This window comes from Natronobeatus ordinarius (assembly GCF_024362485.1).
GTDB classification, from domain to species: domain Archaea; phylum Halobacteriota; class Halobacteria; order Halobacteriales; family Natrialbaceae; genus Natronobeatus; species Natronobeatus ordinarius.
The window spans coordinates 2,488,243-2,506,940 of the sequence record NZ_CP101456.1; the positions used below are offsets into that span (position 1 = coordinate 2,488,243).

Here is an 18,698-nt window from a genome sequence, read left to right on the forward strand (position 1 = left end):
TTAGCCAGCACCTCCGGCACCTTCGCCCTCGATGTTCGGATCGAGGGCATCCCGTAGCCAGTCGCCCAGCAGGTTGATACCGATCACGGCGAGGACGATGCCGATCCCCGGGATGGTAGCGATCCACCACTGCGTGCGCAGCCGATCCTGTCCGTTCTGGATCTCGAAGCCCCACGAGAGCGTCGTCCCGGAGAACCCGAGATACGAGAGGGCACTCTCGAGGATGATGATCGCCGCGACCTGAATCGTCGCGAGTACGATGATCGGCGTGAGGCTGTTGGGCAGGACGTGTCGGAGCAAGATCGTCCGGTGGCTCGCGCCGATCGAACGTGCGGCCTTGACGTATGCCTCGTTTCGGATCGAGATCGCTTCGCCGCGTGCGACGCGGGCAAACCAGACCCAGGTCACGAGCGCGACCACGACCGCCACCATCCCCGGGAACGTCATCGTCTCCGGCATTCCCTCGGCGAAGCCGGCCATCACGATCGGATCGGGGATGCCAATCGTCCCGCGGCCGAACGCGCCCATCAACGCGAGCGCGAGGACGAGCGACGGGAACGCCAGCATGACGTCCGCGATTCGCATGAGTCCGTCGTCGACCCGGCCCCCGAAGTAGCCAGCAGCCAGGCCGACGGGCACGCCGATCGCGGCCGCGAGCAACGTCCCGGAGATGCCGACGAGTAACGAGGTCCGGGCACCGTAGAGGAACCGCGAGTAGATGTCCTGGCCGAGGTTGTTCGTTCCGAGGACGTGTTCGCCGGTTCCTTCGACGGTGTGTGTCACTCGCTCACCCTCCTGGGCGACCGTCGTGTCGTAGCTCAACCCGAGCGGCGGATACGAGGCACCGTTGTCATCGGTGTACCCCTGCGCGTGCGGGTTGTGCGTCGCCAGCACCGGTGCGAAGATGCCCATGAGGAGGATCGCGACGATGATCGTGACCCCAACTCTGGCCATCAGGCTCTGTTTGAACTCCGTTTTCAGGCTCGATCTGATGCGATCAGAAATCATTCGTCCATCACCTGCGGATCCAGCCGTGCGTAGAGCGCGTCGACGAAGATGTTGATCACCACGAACGCGACTGCGATGAACAGGACGATTCCCTGGACGACCGGCCAGTCACCGTTCCGGAGCGAGGTGATGAACATCTGTCCCAGTCCGGGCCAGTTGAACACCTCCTCCGTGATCACCGCGCCGCCCATCAGCGTCCCGAGCTGCAGCCCGAGTACCGTGACGATCGGGATCAGCGTGTTTCGAAGCACGTGTTTGTAGCGAATCAGGACGTTCGGTAATCCTTTGGCCTCCGTCGCGGCCACGTACGGTTTCCCGAGTTCGTCGATCATCCCGCTTCGCGTCAGGCGCGTGATCAGCGCCGTGAAGTACGTCCCGAGTGTGACCGCTGGCAGGATAATGTACCTGAGCCACTCGAGCAGGTCGCTCGGACTCCCGGTCGTGACGAGCGAGATCACTCCCTCGTGGAAGGCGACGCTCCGGCCGGAGGTTGGAAAGAGGCCGGCACCCTCGGCGAGCAGCAGGATCAGCATGAGGCCGAGCCAGAAGTTCGGCGTGCTGATCCCCACGAGCGACCCGAGCGTGGCCCCGTAATCTGCGGGCTGGTTGCGTCGGGTCGCGCTGACGACGCCGAGCGGGATCGCGATGACGATCGCGACGATCGTCGCCGCGACGGCGAGTTCGACGGTCGCGGCGAAGTGCTGGACCACGATGTCGTTCACCGCCCGTCGCTGATTGTACGAGTAGCCCAGACTCCCCGTCAGCAGGTCGCCCAGGTAGTCCAGGTACTGGACGTACATCGGTTGATCGAGTCCGAGATCCTGACGGATCTGGTCACGCGTCGCCTGGTCTGGAACCTGTCCGGCGATCAGGTTCACCGGATCCCCGGGGGAGAGTGCCCGGAGCCCAAACATGACCGTGACGACGCCCCAGAGGACGAAAATTCCCTGGAAGAACCGCCTGAGCAGAAACTTTGCGAGAGACATTCCGACTGTAGTGTGGCTTAGCGTTCGTGAGTAAGATAGTTTCGGTGTTCAGTGCCGCGACACCCGATCGGGTGAAAGCCCCGCCCGATCAGTCCATCTCCCAGACGTAGATGCTCTCGTCTTCGCGAGCATCCCACTGGATGTCTTCGTCGAGGCCGTAAATGCTCTCCTGCAGGTGCAGGAAGACCCACGGCGCCTTCTCGCGAGCCAACTCGTTGACGTCCTGGAGCATCGCCTCCCGGGTGTCGGGGTCCTCTTCGACCTGGGTGGCCTCGAGTTCGCTCTGGAGTTCCTCGTCCTGGAAGGTCTGGACACCGCCGTCCTCGTGGAAGAAGCCGACCATTCCGTAGTCGGCGTCGCCGGTGATGACACCCCATCCGATCAGGAAGAACGGGATCTCCTCGTCGTCTGGGCCGGCAGAGGCGGCGTCGGAGACGACGTCGAACGGGACGATGTCGACGTCACACTCGACGTTCGGGAGCTGGTCGATCTGGTCGGCGGCACGCCGGCCGACGTCGGCGTCGTTGAGGTACCGGCCCTCGGGCGCGGTGAGTGTGATCTCGGCCGGGTCGTCCTCGGTGTAGCCGGCCTCCTCGACGAGCGCCTCGGCCTCTTCTAAGTCGTGCGGGTACGGATCGAGGTCCGGGTTGTAGCCGTTGATTCCCGGCGGGACCGGCTGGGACATCGCTTCGCCGAATCCGCTCAGGACCTCGTCGATGATCTCCTGATTGTCGACGGCGTAGTTCATCGCCTGCCGGAACTCCTGGCTGTCGAACGGTTCGACCTCGTTTTTCATCGGTAGGAAGATGTTCCGGAACGAGGTCACCTGTTCGATCCGCGCGTCACCGCTTGCCTCGACTTCGCCGACGTCGTCCGGGAGGACGTTGTCGATGAGGTTGGTTTCGTCCGCCAGCAGCGAACTCACGCGACCCGAGTCGGAGGTTTCGCCCTCGAAGATCAGTTCGTTGATGCTCGGGACCTCGCCCCAGTAGTCGTCGAACGGCTCCATGACGATCCGGTTCTGTGCTGGGTTGTACTCGACGACCTGGAACGGACCCGTCCCGTTGAACGCCTCCTCGTCGTCGCCGGAGATGACGCCGTCGACGGTCGGTGCGTCCGACTCGTACCACTCCTGGCTGAGCGCCCGAAGGTAGTTACCGAACTCGAACTCCGCGAGTTGGGGCGCACCGCTGTAAGACAGCTCGAGCGTCGTCTCGTCGATCGCTTCCGCACCCTCGATCGAGCCGAGGCCCGCGACCTGGTCGGAGACCGGCGGCACTTCGGGATCGATCTGTCGCTCGAGCGTGAAGGCGATGTCCTCGGCCACCAGCTGCTGGCCCTGGTGGAAGACGACGTCGTCGCGGATCGTCAGCTCGACCGTGCCGTCGTCGCCGTGATCCCAGGATTCGACGACACGGGGGTTGGGTTCTTCACCCGGCGTGACGTCGAACAACGGCTCGTACACGTGGTCGTACACGTTGAAGTACGGCCCCGTGATGTGGTCGTTCGGGTCCTCGACGTCCGGGAACTCACCCTGCGTGATGGTGAGCGAATCCATCTCGATGTCGCCACCCTCGCCGTCTCCGGTATCGTCATCGTCGTCGCCGTTGCCGATGCAACCGGCGAACGATGCGAGTCCTGCAGTGGTCACCGCAGCACCTGTGTACCGTAGTACGTCTCGGCGGTCTACCGTATCCTTGTAGGCGCCACACATACTCATACGATTGACGAGTACACTACTTATAAATACTGGATTATACAGGCTCCAGGACTGGTCAGTCGGGAGCAGGTGTGGGGTGTTACGTGCTAACTTGCACAGCTCTCACGTTCCGGAGCGCAACTCGCTCGCGAGGCGCCCGTACATTTAAGTTTGCCAACGATCTCTGCTAAAACATGGCCGCTCACGGCCGCCCCGCGCTGCGGGACCTGTTCGACGAGTCGCCGACTCCTCACATCGCCCATCCTCCGCGCACCCACCACCGTGACTTCTACGTCGCTACCGACGGATCGTTCCGCGAGTCGGGTGGCGGGCTTGGCGCCGTGATCGAGACGCGTGACGGTACCCGCGTCGCCCGCGTCGCGACGCCGGATACGCCGCCGGACAACAACGTCGCCGAGTATCGGGCGCTGCACCTCGGACTCGACGTCCTCGCCGCCCGCGCGCCACCGGACGCACGGGTCGGCGTCCTCGTCGACCACGACGACCTCGCCAGTAACGTGAACAACGCCGTCCTCGCGGCGAATCACCCCAACAGGAGGCCGCCCCGCCCGTTCTCGATCCCCTCCGCGAGTGCCAACCACTGGCGAGGGATCCAGGCCCGGGTCAACGGCTTCGGCGAACTCCGCGCCGCTCGTATCGACAGCGGTCAGAACCCCGCGCACCCACTCGCGAACGCCCCCACCCAGTACGAACACGTCAACCGCGAACTCGACCGGTGCGTCCTCCCCGAGCCGCCCGAACGGACCGTCGCAGGCGTCCCGCCACCGTCCCGAGCCAACCGCAACGGCGGCAGTCGGGCATCGGACTGATCTCCCCGCGCGAGCCGCCGCTTCCCGAAGGATTAGGCTCCGTCGGCACACCCGTCGGAGTATGGTATCCTGGATCGGGCAGACGTTCACCAGCGACGTCGGATGGACCCACCTCGAGCGACTCGTCGACCTCGGCAACCGAATGGCCGGTAGCGAGGGCGAGCGCGAGGGGGCCGAACTGACCCGCGACGCGCTCGACGAAGCCGGCGCGCGAAACGCCCGTCTCGAGCCCTTCGAGATTCAGGGCTGGACGCGCGGGGCGAGTTCGATCGCGGCCGACGACCTCGAACTCGACTGTATCGCCCTGCCACGGAGCCCGTCGGGGACCGCCTCGGCGGAGCTGGTCGACCTCGGCTACGGCCTCCCCGAGGACTTCGAAGCCGCCGACGTCGAGGGCGCCGTCGTGATGGTTCGCAGCGACATTCCCTCCTACTACGACCGATACGTCCACCGACGGGAGAAGTACTACCACGCCGTCGAGGCCGGCGCCGCCGCGTTCGTCTACCGGAACCACGTCGAGGGCTGTCTCCCCCCGACGGGCTCGGTGGGGACGCCGGACGATCCGATCGGCGAAATTCCCGCCGTCGGCGTCTCGAGCGAAGTCGGCGCCCGGCTGGCCCGCCGGTTCGAGGGCGAGCCGGTCGAGGTGTCGGTCGAGGCCGACGTCCACGACGCCGAGAGCCAGAACGTCCACGCCGAACTCGGCCCCGATACCGACGAGCGCGTCCTCGTGACGAGCCACGTCGACGCCCACGACATCGCCGAAGGAGCGATGGACAACGGCGCGGGCACCGCGATGGTCGTCGAACTCGCGAACGCCCTCGCGGCCCGCGAGGACGAGCTCGACACCCGCGTGGAGGTCGTCGCCTACGGCGCCGAGGAGGTCGGCCTCGTCGGTTCGAGCTACCACGCCGAACGGACAGCCCACGAGACGATCAAAGCGATCGTCAACAACGACGGCGTCGTCCGCGCCCGGACGCTCGAGTTCACCACCCACGGCTTCGACGACCTCGAGGCCGCCGTCGAAGAGATCGCCGACCGTCACGGCCACCCGGTGGAGACGATCCCGAGGCTCGGCCCCCACAGCGACCACTGGCCGTTCGTCGCCCACGGCGTCCCGGGCTACCACGTGATGAGCACTGCAGACGAGGTGGGCCGTGGCTGGGGACACACCTTCGCCGACACGCTCGACAAGATCGAAAAGCGTGATCTCCGCGAACAGGCGATTCTCCTGACCGATCTCGTCGTCCACCTCGCGAGCGACGACGTCGAGATCGACCGTCGATCGCCCGCCGAGATCGCCGCCGACCTCGAGGCACAGGATCTCGCCGAGGGGATGCAGATTACCGGCGACTGGCCCTACGACGACCTCGAGTAGCGCCGGTCTCCCGGAACGTTTTTTCCCGCCGGCTCGAACCCACGGGCGATGATGGATCTCCTCGGACCCGCCCTCGTCGGGGGTGCACTGGTCGTCGGCCTCTCGGCGTTCGTCTACCGTGACGCCCGCCGGGTCGACGTGGGCCGGCCGCGGCTGTGGGCAGCGATCGTCTTCGGCTCCTGCGGCGCGGCGTTGCTGACGTATCTGTTCGTCCCGGCGGCGCCGGTCCCCGGCTTGCTCGCGCTCGCCGTCGCCGGGCCGGTGCTGTACGCACTCGAGCGGGACGACGCGAAACACGGCGACGAGCCGGCCGATCCCCACACGCTCGCCGACGGCCCGGGGCCAGACTCCCATCGTGAATCGGCCGTGTCCGAGCGAACGGACGACTCGAGGGATTGATCGACGTGGCGAGCAGCCGGCCGACTCGAACCAGCGATCGATAATCCGGATACCGGCGTTCGAACCGGTGCCGTCACATCTTTCCTCACCGGGCACCTCAGCTACGGTATGGAACGAGCCACGTTCGGTGGCGGCTGTTTCTGGTGCGTCGAAGCGGCGCTCAAGGAGCTCGAGGGCGTCGACGAGGTGACCTCCGGCTACGCCGGCGGGCACACGGAGGGTCCGACCTACGAGGCGGTCTGCACCGGTGAGACGGGCCACGCCGAGGTAGTCCAGCTTGCCTACGACCCCGACGTCGTCGGCTACGACGACCTGCTCGAGGTCTTCTTCACGATCCACGACCCGACCCAGGTGAACCGGCAGGGGCCCGACGTCGGCAGCCAGTACCGGTCGGCGATCTACGCCCACGACGGTCGCCAGCTCGAACTCGCCGAGGCGTTCGTCGAAGAACTCGAGGCCGCCGACGTCTACGACGATCCGATCGCGACGGAGATCGAGCCGCTCGAAACGTTCTACGAGGCCGAGGCGTACCACCAGGACTACTTCGAGAAAAATCCCACGGACGCCTACTGCCGGATGCACGCGGCGCCGAAGATCGACAAAGTCCGCGAGCGGTTCACCGAGAAGGTGCGCGTCGACGACTGACGGTCGACTGTCGCGCACGACCGCAGCGTGAGAGGATCACGGGAGGTACGCCGACTCCACGTCGGCCAGGGTGAGCACCTCGAGATCGCCGCTCGACTCGAGGTCGCTTATCGCGGCCATCGTCTGCTCGAACGTCGCGAGTCCGTCGTCCTCGAGTTGGTAGTAGGTCAACGACGTGAGTCCGCCCCAGTGGATGGTCTGTGCGAGGAGGTGGCGCGCCTCCGCGGCTGCGGGTGACGAGACGCGCGAACAGAGGTGGGGGTTCGTCGCCTGCCCCTGGGCCGGGTAGCTGCCAGCGAAACCGAGGTCGTGGTGTTCGGCGACGAGTTCGAGGCTCGTCTCGTCGTACCTGCCGGCGGGGTACGAGAAGTAGCGGGCCCCGTCCTCGTAGCCGTGCTCTTCGAGCCACGTGCTGGCCTCGCGAATCTCCGCTTCCTGCTCGGCTTCGTCTACGTTCGTGAGGATCGAATCGTGGGCCGTGTGGCTGCCGACCGTCCAGCCGGCGTCGGCGAGCTCCGCGAGCTGGGCTTCGGTGAGCCGATTCCCATCGTGTGAGTCGTCCCCACGAATCCGTCCCGGCGTGACGAACGTCGCCGCGGGGAGGTCGTACTCCTCGAGTATCGGCCGCGCCATCGTGTAGTCCGTCTCGTAGCCGCCGGCGAACTGGATCGTCACCGCGCCGGTGCTCGGCCGGGAGACGAAGTGGAAGTCGTCGACCCACAGCCGACCCGACGCCCCCTCACCCAGCCAGAGTATAATCTCGATCTTGGTCACGGCGCTCATGTCCGGCTCGCCGATGACGCCATCGATTCCGAAGTTGTGGTGGACGAGCGGGAGGCCGCCCTCGACCCGCTGGCGGAAGACGACCTTGTTCCCGCTGGCGTCAGAGAGGTGGATCACCGGATCGACCGTCCGATCGGTGGCGACCGCCAGCCCCGGGCTCGAGTTCGTACAGTCGAGCGGTTCCTCGAGGTGGCGGACGATCCGCACCTGGTCGGCCGAACCGTCGCTCTCGAGGCGGGCCGATTGCGTGCCGAGGATCGACCGACGCTCGTCCGCCGAGAGCGATCCCCGCGCGACCTCCCAGGGCGAGAGGTCTTCGAAGTCGTCGAACGTCACGTCTTCCTCCGGGGGCTCGGGATCGGGGAGTGGACCGCCGTTGCTCGAGCCACCACCGGAATCGGTGTCGGCGCCGGTATCGTCATCGTCGTCTCCGTTTGGATCGTCGTCCGCGCCCGTGCAACCAGCGAGAGCCAGTGCGGTCGCCGTTGCGAGGTACGTGCGTCGCTTCATCGGTCTGCAGACGACAGTCCGACCGGACTATTAGTTATAGAGTACTGGACAGTCATCGGGGGACGACAGTCGGGGCTTTCTTTGGCGACGTCGACCGCAACGAGACACAGGACGCTCGATTCCGGAGCGTGCGCCCGGCGGCGCGCCCGGGTCGCGGTAGCTGGTTACTTCGTCGAGTTATCAACCGTGTACCGGCTGGAATGGAGCGATTACCGCCGTTCGGAGACGCCGAACTGGCTCGGATTCCGACCGTAGGGAACTCACCTCCGAGCTGTCGGTTCGGACGAACGGAGCCGACGTACGCGTCACTCAGAAGGCGTCGGCTCGAGCGTAACCGACCCGTCGGGTTCGATCGTCACCACGTAGTCGCAGAATTCGAACGTGACCCGACCCAGGTTCCGTTCGATGCCGTTTGCTTTCGGAGCGAAGAGATCGTCGAGCGCCTGCGGATCGACGACGTCGTGTAGCGTCTCGTACTCCGGTGGGCAGAGCGCTTCCGGTGAAACGCCTTCCGCGTCCGCGACGGCCTCGACGACCGCCTGGCTCGGTGGCGTTCGGTACGAGACGTCGATTCGGTCTCCCCCCTCTTCCATCGTTTGCACTACGTACCAATGCGTGCAAAATAAGTGTGTCCTTCTCGGTTCAACCAGTTGGTTCATTCGTCGAATCTAGCACGTTTGGGCTCGAACGTCGCCCACTCAGCTTATTCGAATCGCCGGTTTGCCGGGTTTCGCCCGCCCAGCCAGTTCGCCGTCGTCGATCGCCTGTCGAACCGTCACGTCGGCGTCGAACTCGTCGTGTACGAGCCAGGACGCCTGCTCGAGCAGCGCCCGTTCTCGTTCTCCGTCGAGGACCGGATCGAGCTCTGCGCGCCGTCGGGCCAGGTCCGCGGCGAACGTCGACGCCGCAGCGTTCGGTGCGTCGACCCCTTCGGCGCGCACCCGCTCGACTTCGGAACCGGGTTCTGCGTTCCGAACGAGCTCGTGAACCCGATACTTCCACGAGGCGGCGACGACCAGCTCGATCCGTGTCGGATCGTCGATCGTCACGACGTCGACGATGTCGCGAACGTCCTCGAGCGTCGTCTCGACGAGGCGTCGCTCTTCCTGGTAGCGAGGCGCGTCTTCGGCCGGGTCGGGCCACGCCGTCTCAGCGACGAGCCCGTCGCCGCCGAGGCGGTTCCACAGTTCCTCCGCCAGATGCGGTGCAACGGGGGCGACGAGCGCCGAAAGCGTCAGCAAGCCACGCCGGTACGTCTCGTCGTGGGGCGTTCCGTACTCGCGATAGCGCCGAAGCAGCCGCGCGAGTCCGGCGATCTCGGAGACGACGCGGTGGAACCGAAACCGCTCGAACTCCGCCGTGACGGCCGTGATCGTCCGATCGATCTCGCGCTCGAGGTACTCGTCTCGCTGCACTCGCTCGTCACGGCCGTCGTCGGCCGCGAGGAACGAGGTAACCATCTCGAACAGCGTCTCCTGGAGGTCGTAGGCCCCGCGAACGTCGTTGGCCGTCCACTCGAAGTCCTGTTCGGGATGCGCGGCCGAGAGGACGAACAGTCGGGTCGTCTCCGCGCCGTACTCCTGTGGGGCGACGACGTTGCCCTTCGAGGTGGACATCTTCTCGCCGTCGTAGAGGATCGTTCCCTGGTTGAGAAGGCGCTCGATCGGTTCGCGGACCTCGAGCAGTCCGAGGTCGGCCAGTGCCTTCGTGAAGAAGCGGACGTAGAGCAGATGCAAGGTGGCGTGTTCGTCGCCGCCGACGTAGAGGTCCACCGGCAGCCACTCGTTCGCCCGTTCGGCGTCGAACGGCGCTTCGGTGAGATCGGGCGACAGAAAGCGAAGGAAGTACCACGAGGAATCGACGAACGTGTCCATCGTGTCCGTCTCCCGGCGAGCCGGTCCGCCGCAGTCGGGACAGGTCGTCTCGACGAACGATTCCTGGGCCTCGAGCGGATTGCCGGTGGTCCGGACGAACTCGGGTAACTCGACGGGCAGCTCCTCGTCCGGGACGGGAACGTGACCACACCGGTCGCAGTGAACCATCGGGATCGGCGTCCCCCAGTAGCGCTGCCGGGAGATGAGCCAGTCCCGGAGCCGGTAGTTGACGTGTGGCTCGATCTCTTCGACCGCCTCAAGCAGCTGCTCGCGTGCCACGGCGCTCTCGAGACCACTGTACTCTCCACTGGCTTTCAGGATCCCCTCACCGGTGTACGGCTCCGTCGGAACGGGCGACGCGCCAGCATCGGGTTCGACCACCGCCACGATCGGCAGGTCGTTCTCGCGGGCGAACGCGTGGTCGCGCTCGTTGTGGGCTGGAACGCCCATCACCGCACCGGTGCCGACGTCCTCGAGAACGTACGGCGCGACGTAGATCGGCACCGCCTCGCCAGTTAGCGGGTGAACCGCCTCGGCCCCCGTCTCGACGCCGGCGTACCCGGCCTCGCCCGCCCGTCCCTCGCGGACGGCGTCGACGGCGTCGGCGAGATCGCGGTCGGCCGCCGTCAACTCGGCAACGAGCTCGTGGCCGGGCGAGAGCGCGAGGAACGTCGCGCCGTAGACGATGTCCGGACGGGTGGTGAAGACGCCCACCTCGCCGTGGTCCGGCACCGAGAACGCGATCCGGGCGCCCTCCTGACGACCGATCCAGTTGCGCTGGATCTCGCGCACACCGTCGGGCCAGCCCTCGAGGTCGTCGAGCCCGTCGTAGAGCTCTTCGGCGTACTCGGTGATCTTGAAGAACCACTGGTCGAGCTCGCGCCGCTCGACGGGGGTCTCACACCGCCAGCAGACGGGGTCGCCGTCGTAGTCGTCAACCTGCGCGTCGGCGAGCACCGTCTCGCAGTCCGGACACCAGTTGACCATCGCCGAGCCGTATTCGACGAGTCCCGCGTCGTACAGCCGCGTGAACAGCCACTGGTTCCACCGATAGTACGCCGGCTCGCAGGTCGTAATCTCGCGAGACCAGTCGTAGCCAAACCCCATCGACTCGAGTTCCTCGCGCATCCGTTCGATACACGCCCGGGTCCACCACTCCGGGTCCGTGTCGCGCTCGAACGCGGCGTTCTCCGCCGGGAGCCCGAAGGCGTCCCACCCCATCGGATGGAGGACGTCGTCGCCACGCATGCGGCGGTAGCGGGCGTAGGCATCCGTGATCGCATAGTTTCGAACGTGCCCCATGTGAAGCGTCCCGGACGTGTACGGAAACATCCCGAGCACGTACGTGGGATCGTCGGCGTCCTCGGGAAGCGTGTAGACGCCGTCCTCTCGCCAGACGTACTGCCAGAACTCCTGAATTTGAGCGTGATCGTAGTGGTTCGTCATCGTTCTGTTCGTTCTCGTGCGTTTCCTGTGCGTGCTGGCCATATCACTGTTCGGCCGCTCGGTCACGCCACTCGAGCGGCCGCCGGTCGAATCGGGCGGCGTCGATTCTGTAAACGTTAAGAGGGCCCGGCACACACCGCCGAACATGAGTGAACTGACGCACGCCGTCCTCGAGACCGCGTTCCCGATAGCGATCGCCGGATGGGGGGTCCTGATCCTGAGTCTGCTGCTCGTCGCCGCCTGGCTGGCGGTTCTGTACCGCTAGTCGTCTCTCCTCTCGGTCCGTTCGCTGAGCCACGCAGCCGCCGCTTCGGTCTGCGCTTCGTTCTCACTCTGAATCGAGATCCGGACCGCGTCGCCGGGGTAACTCCCGACGGTGACGTCGAACTGCGATCGAAGCGCCTCGAGTCGATCGAGTAGCGCACTCTCCGGTTCGTCCGCGACCACGACCTCGCGATAGATCAGCTCGCCGTGGAACTCGTCGGCGATCGTCTCGAACATCCCGCGCATCTCCGTCGGAACGCCCGGGAGCACGTAGACGCCTTCGAGAGCGGCCCCCGGCGCGACGCCGACCTCGTTGTGTAACGCCCGAGCCCCCTTCGGCAGGTGCGCCGTCCCTTCGGTGAGGTCCTCGCGCGCGTAGCCTCGCTCCTCCTCGAGCCACCGGAGGGCCTCGGGGTGTTCCTCGAGCGGCCGGCCGAGCGCAGCGGCGACGCCGTCCATCGTGACGTCGTCGTGGGTCGGCCCGACGCCACCGGTCACGACGACGGCGTCGTACTCCGCGCGATACTCGTTGACGACCCGCGCGATGTCTGCTACCCTGTCGGGAAGCGTCGTGACGCGCTCGACGCGCACGCCACGTTCGTCGAATCGCTCACAGAGCCACGTCGCGTTCGTGTTCGTCGTCCGTCCGGCGAGCAGTTCGTCTCCGACCGTCACGATCGCTACCTCCATAGCCCGCCGTACGCGTTCCCGTGTAAAACCCGTGTCGTCCTCGTCCCAGATCAGTTCACCGATCAACTCACGTGAGTGTCACGAAACGCAGGCACTCACGATAACCGTAAGGTTCACTTCTGATAATTGGCTACTACGCGTATCATGGCACGTGGAGGTTGGACTGACGGACAGGACGTCGACTCGAGAGCCGTACTCTCGGCGCTCGGAAACAAGTACAGCGCCGAAATCCTCTGTGCTGCCGGAACGCCAAAGTCCGCACAGGCACTGAGCGAAGACATCGAAATTCCGATCGCAACCTGCTACCGACGCATCGAAGAGCTCGTCGACGCCGGGTTGCTCGAGTGTGAAGGGCGACAGCTCTCCGAAGAGGGGCGCCGAACCAACATCTACCGTCGGACGGTCGACGAACTCGAGATCGACTTCGGTGACGAGCAGCCACGGCTCGCGCACAAACGTCGAACCGAGGCGAAAAACCGGCTGGAAGAACAGCGCGGCTGACCGAACACACGTTTCGTCGGTCCAGACCCGTTCGACCGTCCCGGACGTCCTCGAGTGCTCACGCGTCGCGATTTGGAGACCACACTGCCTGACTGCCGTGTCTCAGTCGCCGATGCTGATCAGTAACTACTGACGTACGGTAACACACCGATAGTCAGAGCTAAGTAATCTCTGGAGAATACCAGAGTATGACTCAGGAACTCGAGAGCGTCCGTCCCGACGACCTGGCCGACGCACAACCGAGTGGCGAGGACGTGATCGGGAGCCGTCGCATCCTCCACGTCGGCCGTGACCGACCCATCCGAATCAGCACCGGACACCGGCTACTCCACCACGAGGGCAAATGCGCCCGACCCCACGGGCACAACTACGAGATCTCGGTTACCGTCGTCGGCGACCTGACCGACGAGGGGTGGGTCGTGGACAAAGGCGATATTACTGACGTACTCTCCGAGTGGGATCACATGTTCCTCCTCGAGGCGGGTGACCCGCTGATCGAGGCCTTCGAAGCCACGGGTGACGGGGACGCCGTCGTCGTCCTCGAGCACCCGCCGACGGCGGAGGTCATGAGCGTCGTGCTCGAGCAAAAGCTCACGACAGCACTCGGAGAGAACGTCGCCGACGTCGCCGTCTCCGTGCGCGAGACGAGCGAACTCTGCGGCGGTGGCCTTCACTGACGATGCCCGTCACCGACACCGTCGATCGCGAGGACGTCACCACCGACGACCCCGCACTCCCGATCAACGAGCTGTTCGCCTCGCTTCAGGGTGAGGGCAAACTCGTCGGCGTCCCCTCGACGTTCGTCCGCACGAGCGGCTGTAACCTCCGCTGTTGGTTCTGTGACTCCTATCACACCTCCTGGGAGCCGACCCACGCCTGGCAGCCTCTCGAGTCGATCCTCGCTGACGTCGACGCCAACGAACCTGACCACGTCGTGGTCACCGGGGGCGAGCCGCTAATTCACGACGCGACCGTCGACTTACTCGAGCGGCTCGACGAACGGGGCTATCACGTCACCGTCGAGACGAACGGGACGATCTACCGCGACGCTCCAATCGACCTCGCGTCGATTAGCCCCAAACTCGAGAGTTCGACGCCGACGCCCGACCGACGGCCGGACGAGGATGGGGGCGGCGGGTGGGCCGAGCGACACGAGCGCGACCGGATCGATCTCGAGCCTCTCTGTCAGCTCGTCGAACGCTACCGCTTCCAGCTGAAGTTCGTCGTCACGGACGGAGACGAGCTCCCGGAGATCGTCGAGCTCCTCGAGCGACTTCGCGCCGCCGCCTCGGTCACGATCCGGAACGAGGACGTCCTGCTCATGCCCGAGGGTGCCACCCGCGAACGGCTCGCCGAGACCCGCAGTCGGGTTGCCAACCTCGCGCTGGAGTACGGATTCAGGTATACTCCGCGCGTCCACGTCGATCTCTGGAACGATGCCCCCGAAACGTAACCTCATGACGACTGGTACTACCCCCCACGATGAATCGTCCGCTCGTCGCGCCGTCGTCCTCCTCTCCGGCGGGATGGACAGCGCTACCGCCGCCTACGAGGCTCGCGAGCGCGGCTACGAGCTGTACGCCCTGCACACCTCCTACGGCCAGCGAACGGAGGATCGTGAACTCGAGTGCGCCCGTCGGCTGGCCGACGACCTCGACGTTCGGGCGTTCTGCCGCGTCGAAACGGCTCATCTGACCCAGGTCGGTGCCTCGAGTCTCACCGACGACGAGCTGGCGGTGGCCGACGCCGACCTCGAGCGCGAGGAGATTCCCGATACCTACGTTCCGTTCCGGAACGCGAACCTGCTCGCGATGGCAGTCTCCTACGCCGAGGCAAACGACTGTGAGGCGGTGTTCATCGGCGCCCACAGCGAGGATTTCTCGGGCTATCCCGATTGCCGCCCGGCGTTCTTCGAGGCCTTCGAACGGGTCGTCGAGGTTGGGACGAGGCCGGAGACGAAGATTTCGATCGAGGCGCCGTTCGTCGAGGCCTCGAAGACCGACATTGCCCGCCGCGGGATCGAACTCGAGGTGCCGTTCGAGCACACCTGGAGCTGTTATCGCGCGGAGGTTCCCGCCTGCGGAACCTGCGATTCGTGTGCGTTCCGACTGCAAGCGTTCCAGCGCGTCGGCGTTCGCGACCCGATCGAGTACGCCGAGCGGCCGGAGTACGTCGAGGATGGGACGAGCGACTGACGGGGGCGCGTTGTAGCGAACTGGCGACGCGTTCGATACCGTGACGACGTGCGTCGCGCTCCACTGTCGTCGCCACGGCTGCGGTCACGGCATACCGGGTGTGGCCTCGCCATCGTATTTGAACCTGTGGCGGTTCCTGCACCAACCCTGCACCGATAAGTGTGCGCGCCACCGAAGGGTGGTCAATGAACGGTAACCGTTTCGGTCGCCTCTTCCAGGTGACCACGTTCGGCGAGAGTCATGGGGAGGCGATGGGCTGTACGGTTTCGGGGTGTCCTGCCGGCATCGAGCTCTCCGAGGAAGACATTCAGGAGGACCTCGACCGCAGAAAGCCGGGCCAGTCGATGATCACGACCAGCCGCGGTGAACCCGATGCGGTCACGATCAACTCCGGGGTTCAGGACGGCTACACGACGGGCACGCCGATCGGGATGGTGATCCAGAACAAAGACGCTCGATCCGGCAAGTACGAGCCGTTCATCACCGCGCCGCGGCCGAGCCACGGCGACTTCACCTACTCGGCGAAGTTTGGCACACGCAACTGGGGTGGTGGCGGCCGTTCGTCGGCGCGGGAAACCGTAAACTGGGTCGCCGCGGGCGCGATCGCCAAGAAGCTGCTCGCCCTCGAGGGAATCGAACTCAAAGCCCACGTCAACTCCATCGGCGAGATCGAAGCGCCGGAGGTGAGCTTCGAAGAGCTGCTCGAGCACTCGGAGGAAAACGACGTTCGGTGTGCCCACCCCGAGACGGCCGAGAAGATGCAGGAGCTAATCGAGGGGTATCAGGAAGAAGGCGACTCCATCGGTGGCAGCATCGAGTTCGAGGCTCGAGGCGTTCCCGTCGGGCTCGGTGCGCCCCGTTTCGATTCGCTCTCGGCGCGGCTCGGCCAGGCGATGATGGCGATCCCTGCGACGACGGCCTTCGAGTTCGGCCTCGGGCGTGAGGCTCGCGAGTACACGGGGAAAGAGCGCAACGACGGCTGGGAGTTCGGTCCCGATGGCGACCCGAAACCGGTCGAGAACGACCACGGCGGAATCCAGGGCGGAATCTCGAGCGGCGAGCCGATCTACGGCGAGGTGACCCTCCACGCACCCACCTCGATCCCGAAGTCCCAGACCACGGTCGACTGGGAGACCGGCGAGGTCAAAGAAGAGCAGGTGCTGGGTCGTCACGACCCCGTCTTGCCGCCTCGCGGTGTGCCCGTCGTCGAGGCGATGCTCGCGCTGACGCTCGTTGACTTTATGCTCCTCTCTGGGCGGATCAACCCCGACCGCGTCGACGGGAAGCCGGGTGAGTACGACACCGACTACCACCCGAGCAACCCCCGCAACGAGTAACCCGTTCTCACCGCTCGAGTCGATTCCCCGGCTGTCGGTGTCCCTCTCGGTCAATTAGATAGCGCGTGTACGATAGTGTACGTTTTCACCCTGATTCGTCGGATACCTGCGTTATTATCATGATAAAATGGTACAAGGGCGCACATTCTTCACGATAGATCCTTGTTAATGTATAGCAAAGGCTTTAGGTTCGGTAGGGACAAGATTCGAATACCGCTGGTCTACAGGGCCAGGACCTTACTATGAGCGACGACGAACTCATCTGGCGAATCGCGGGCGGTTCCGGAGACGGGATCGACTCGACGAGTCAGAACTTCGCGAAAGCGCTGATGCGTTCGGGTCTGGACGTCTTTACCCACCGGCACTATCCGTCACGGATCCGGGGGGGTCACACGTACGTCGAGATCCGCGCAGCAGGCCACGAGGTACAGTCACGAGGAGACGGCTACAACTTCCTGCTCGCGCTGGGCGATTCGTTCGCCCGGAACCCGCAGGAAGAGAGCGTCTACGGGAACGAGGAGCTCAAGCCGCTCTCAGAGAACTTAGACGAACTCCGCGAGGGAGGGGTCATCGTCTACGACGAGGGCCTCCTCAGCGAGGAGGACGTCGCGGAACTCGATCTCGAGGAGCGTGCCGAGGAGAACGACTGGCACGTCTATCCCCTCGACCTTCGCGAGATTGCGAAAGAACACGGTCGCGAGGTCATGCGCAACACCGCGGGCGTGGGAGTCACCGCGGCGTTGCTCGAGATGGACCTCGAGCACATCGAGGACCTGATGGAGGACGCGATGCCGGAGAAGATTCTCGAGCCCAACCTCGAGATCCTCCACGAGACCTACGAGATGGTCCGCGACGAGTACGAGTTCACCCACGACCTGCGGATTCCCGAGGGTGAACACGACGAGGAGCAGGCGCTGCTGTCGGGCTCGAACGCGATCGCCTACGGTGCGATCGACGCTGGCTGTCGCTTTATCGCCGGCTACCCGATGACGCCGTGGACGGACGTCTTCACCATCCTCAGCCAGAACTTCCCCGACATGGGTGGGATCTCCGAGCAGGTCGAAGACGAGATCGCCGCAGCGGCGCTCGCGCTGGGTGCCAGCCACGCCGGCGCGAAGGCCATGTCCGGCTCTTCGGGCGGTGGCTTCGCCCTGATGAGTGAGCCACTCGGCCTCGCCGAGATGACCGAGACGCCGGTCGTCCTGGTCGAGTCGATGCGTGCAGGGCCGTCGACGGGGATGCCCACGAAACCCGAGCAGGGCGACCTCGAGTTCGTCCTCTACACGAGCCAGGGCGATTCGTCGAGAGTGGTCTTCGCGCCGGGTGACATCGAGGAGGCCTACGAGCAGACCCGGCTCGCGTTCCACATCGCCTACGAGTACCAGCTGCCGGCGATCGTGATCTACGACCAGAAGCTCAGCGGCGAGAACAAGAACGTCCCGGTGAGCTTCTTCGACCGCGAGCCAGAGCCGACGCTGGGCTCGACGCTCACCGAGGAGGAGCTGGCGGAGGCGGCCCACGACGCCTCGGGCAAGTTCCTGCGCTTCCAGCACGATCCGGACAACGACGCCGGCGTCAGCCCGCGCTCGCTGCCGGGCCAGGAGGGTGGTCGCTACCTCGCGACGGGTAACGAACACACCCCGGCCGGCCACATCGAGGAAGACCCGACGAACCGAGTCATCCAGATGGAGCGTCGGATGGAGAAGCTCACCCACATCCGTGAGGAACTCGACGAGGAACACCCCTCGAACCAGACCTACTACGGCGACGAGGAAGCCGACTACGGCATCATCACCTGGGGATCCTCCCACGGTGCCGTCGCCGAGGCAGTCGAGCGGCTAAACGAGGACGGTCACTCCGTCAAAGGCGTCACCGTCTCCGATATGATGCCGTTCCCCGAGAAGGAGATGACCGAATTCCTCGAGAGCGTCGACGAGGCGATGGTCGTCGAGATGAACGCCACCGCCCAGTTCCGTGGCCTGATCCAGAAGGAACTCGGCCGCTACGGCGACAAGATGACCAGTCTTCTCAAGTACAACGGCAACCCGTTCGAACCCGCCGAGGTCGTCGAGGGCTACGAGGTCAACGTCGCCGAGACGGACGAGGAGCCGAGCGCACAGGTACGCATCGAACCCGCAGCAGGTGACTAGACC

Annotated in this window: 17 protein-coding genes; 10 read left to right on the forward strand and 7 right to left on the reverse strand. The window is 65.3% G+C overall.

The window, feature by feature from the left end:
* The 3 genes from NMQ09_RS12745 to NMQ09_RS12755 all read right to left on the reverse strand — a co-directional run bounded on the left by NMQ09_RS12745 (window position 1) and on the right by NMQ09_RS12755 (window position 3,708).
* Window positions 1-1,008, reverse strand: coding sequence for an ABC transporter permease (locus tag NMQ09_RS12745; protein WP_255190960.1), 1,008 nt, complete (start codon window positions 1,006-1,008; stop codon window positions 1-3).
* Window positions 1,005-1,994 (reverse strand): ABC transporter permease, encoded by a 990-nt coding sequence (locus NMQ09_RS12750; RefSeq protein WP_255190961.1) that lies wholly within the window; start codon window positions 1,992-1,994, stop codon window positions 1,005-1,007. The genes NMQ09_RS12745 and NMQ09_RS12750 overlap by 4 nt, the downstream gene beginning before the upstream one ends.
* An 88-nt stretch (window positions 1,995-2,082) precedes the next feature.
* Entirely contained in the window at window positions 2,083-3,708 is a 1,626-nt protein-coding gene (locus NMQ09_RS12755; RefSeq protein ID WP_255194593.1) for an ABC transporter substrate-binding protein, read from the reverse strand.
* Window positions 3,709-3,887: 179 nt separating this feature from the next.
* Here NMQ09_RS12755 and NMQ09_RS12760 point away from each other — a divergent pair, with 179 nt between their 5' ends.
* The 4 genes from NMQ09_RS12760 to msrA all read left to right on the forward strand — a co-directional run bounded on the left by NMQ09_RS12760 (window position 3,888) and on the right by msrA (window position 6,945).
* Window positions 3,888-4,523, forward strand: a complete 636-nt coding sequence (locus tag NMQ09_RS12760; protein ID WP_255190962.1) for a ribonuclease H family protein — start codon at window positions 3,888-3,890, stop codon at window positions 4,521-4,523.
* Between the two features lie 61 nt (window positions 4,524-4,584).
* Complete coding sequence (locus NMQ09_RS12765) at window positions 4,585-5,901, forward strand: M28 family peptidase (RefSeq protein ID WP_255190963.1); 1,317 nt, start codon at window positions 4,585-4,587, stop codon at window positions 5,899-5,901.
* Between the two features lie 48 nt (window positions 5,902-5,949).
* A complete protein-coding gene (locus NMQ09_RS12770) occupies window positions 5,950-6,300 on the forward strand; it encodes a hypothetical protein (RefSeq protein WP_255190964.1) in 351 nt (116 codons plus the stop codon).
* 108 nt (window positions 6,301-6,408) lie between these two features.
* Entirely contained in the window at window positions 6,409-6,945 is a 537-nt protein-coding gene (gene msrA / locus NMQ09_RS12775) for a peptide-methionine (S)-S-oxide reductase MsrA (protein ID WP_255190965.1), read from the forward strand.
* Window positions 6,946-6,981: 36 nt separating this feature from the next.
* Here the strand turns inward: msrA and NMQ09_RS12780 are convergent, their stop codons facing one another.
* From NMQ09_RS12780 to NMQ09_RS12795, 4 genes are all read right to left on the reverse strand, one after another.
* On the reverse strand, window positions 6,982-8,238 hold the full coding sequence (locus NMQ09_RS12780) for a polysaccharide deacetylase family protein (RefSeq protein WP_255190966.1): 1,257 nt from the start codon (window positions 8,236-8,238) through the stop codon (window positions 6,982-6,984).
* Window positions 8,239-8,543: 305 nt separating this feature from the next.
* Complete coding sequence (ddfA, locus tag NMQ09_RS12785) at window positions 8,544-8,831, reverse strand: DdfA family disk-determining factor (RefSeq protein WP_255190967.1); 288 nt, start codon at window positions 8,829-8,831, stop codon at window positions 8,544-8,546.
* Window positions 8,832-8,936: 105 nt separating this feature from the next.
* On the reverse strand, window positions 8,937-11,558 hold the full coding sequence (leuS, locus tag NMQ09_RS12790) for a leucine--tRNA ligase (RefSeq protein ID WP_255190968.1): 2,622 nt from the start codon (window positions 11,556-11,558) through the stop codon (window positions 8,937-8,939).
* A gap of 261 nt (window positions 11,559-11,819) precedes the next feature.
* Window positions 11,820-12,512 carry a competence/damage-inducible protein A gene (locus NMQ09_RS12795; RefSeq protein WP_255190969.1) on the reverse strand — a complete coding sequence of 231 codons (693 nt, stop codon included), beginning with the start codon at window positions 12,510-12,512 and terminating at the stop codon, window positions 11,820-11,822.
* A 144-nt stretch (window positions 12,513-12,656) separates the two neighbouring features.
* On the opposite strand from NMQ09_RS12795, the gene NMQ09_RS12800 reads away from it, so the two are divergent.
* From NMQ09_RS12800 to NMQ09_RS12825, 6 genes are all read left to right on the forward strand, one after another.
* Window positions 12,657-13,013, forward strand: a complete 357-nt coding sequence (locus NMQ09_RS12800; protein WP_255190970.1) for a winged helix-turn-helix domain-containing protein — start codon at window positions 12,657-12,659, stop codon at window positions 13,011-13,013.
* Window positions 13,014-13,201: 188 nt separating this feature from the next.
* On the forward strand, window positions 13,202-13,690 hold the full coding sequence (locus NMQ09_RS12805) for a 6-pyruvoyl trahydropterin synthase family protein (RefSeq protein ID WP_255190971.1): 489 nt from the start codon (window positions 13,202-13,204) through the stop codon (window positions 13,688-13,690).
* Between the two features lie 2 nt (window positions 13,691-13,692).
* On the forward strand, window positions 13,693-14,466 hold the full coding sequence (locus tag NMQ09_RS12810; RefSeq protein ID WP_255190972.1) for a 7-carboxy-7-deazaguanine synthase QueE: 774 nt from the start codon (window positions 13,693-13,695) through the stop codon (window positions 14,464-14,466).
* 4 nt (window positions 14,467-14,470) lie between these two features.
* Window positions 14,471-15,208, forward strand: a complete 738-nt coding sequence (queC, locus tag NMQ09_RS12815; RefSeq protein ID WP_255190973.1) for a 7-cyano-7-deazaguanine synthase QueC — start codon at window positions 14,471-14,473, stop codon at window positions 15,206-15,208.
* A 185-nt stretch (window positions 15,209-15,393) separates the two neighbouring features.
* On the forward strand, window positions 15,394-16,545 hold the full coding sequence (gene aroC, locus NMQ09_RS12820; protein ID WP_255190974.1) for a chorismate synthase: 1,152 nt from the start codon (window positions 15,394-15,396) through the stop codon (window positions 16,543-16,545).
* A gap of 242 nt (window positions 16,546-16,787) precedes the next feature.
* Window positions 16,788-18,695: a 2-oxoacid:acceptor oxidoreductase subunit alpha gene (locus NMQ09_RS12825; protein ID WP_255190975.1), complete on the forward strand. Its 1,908-nt coding sequence runs from the start codon at window positions 16,788-16,790 to the stop codon at window positions 18,693-18,695.
* Window positions 18,696-18,698 lie beyond the last annotated feature (3 nt).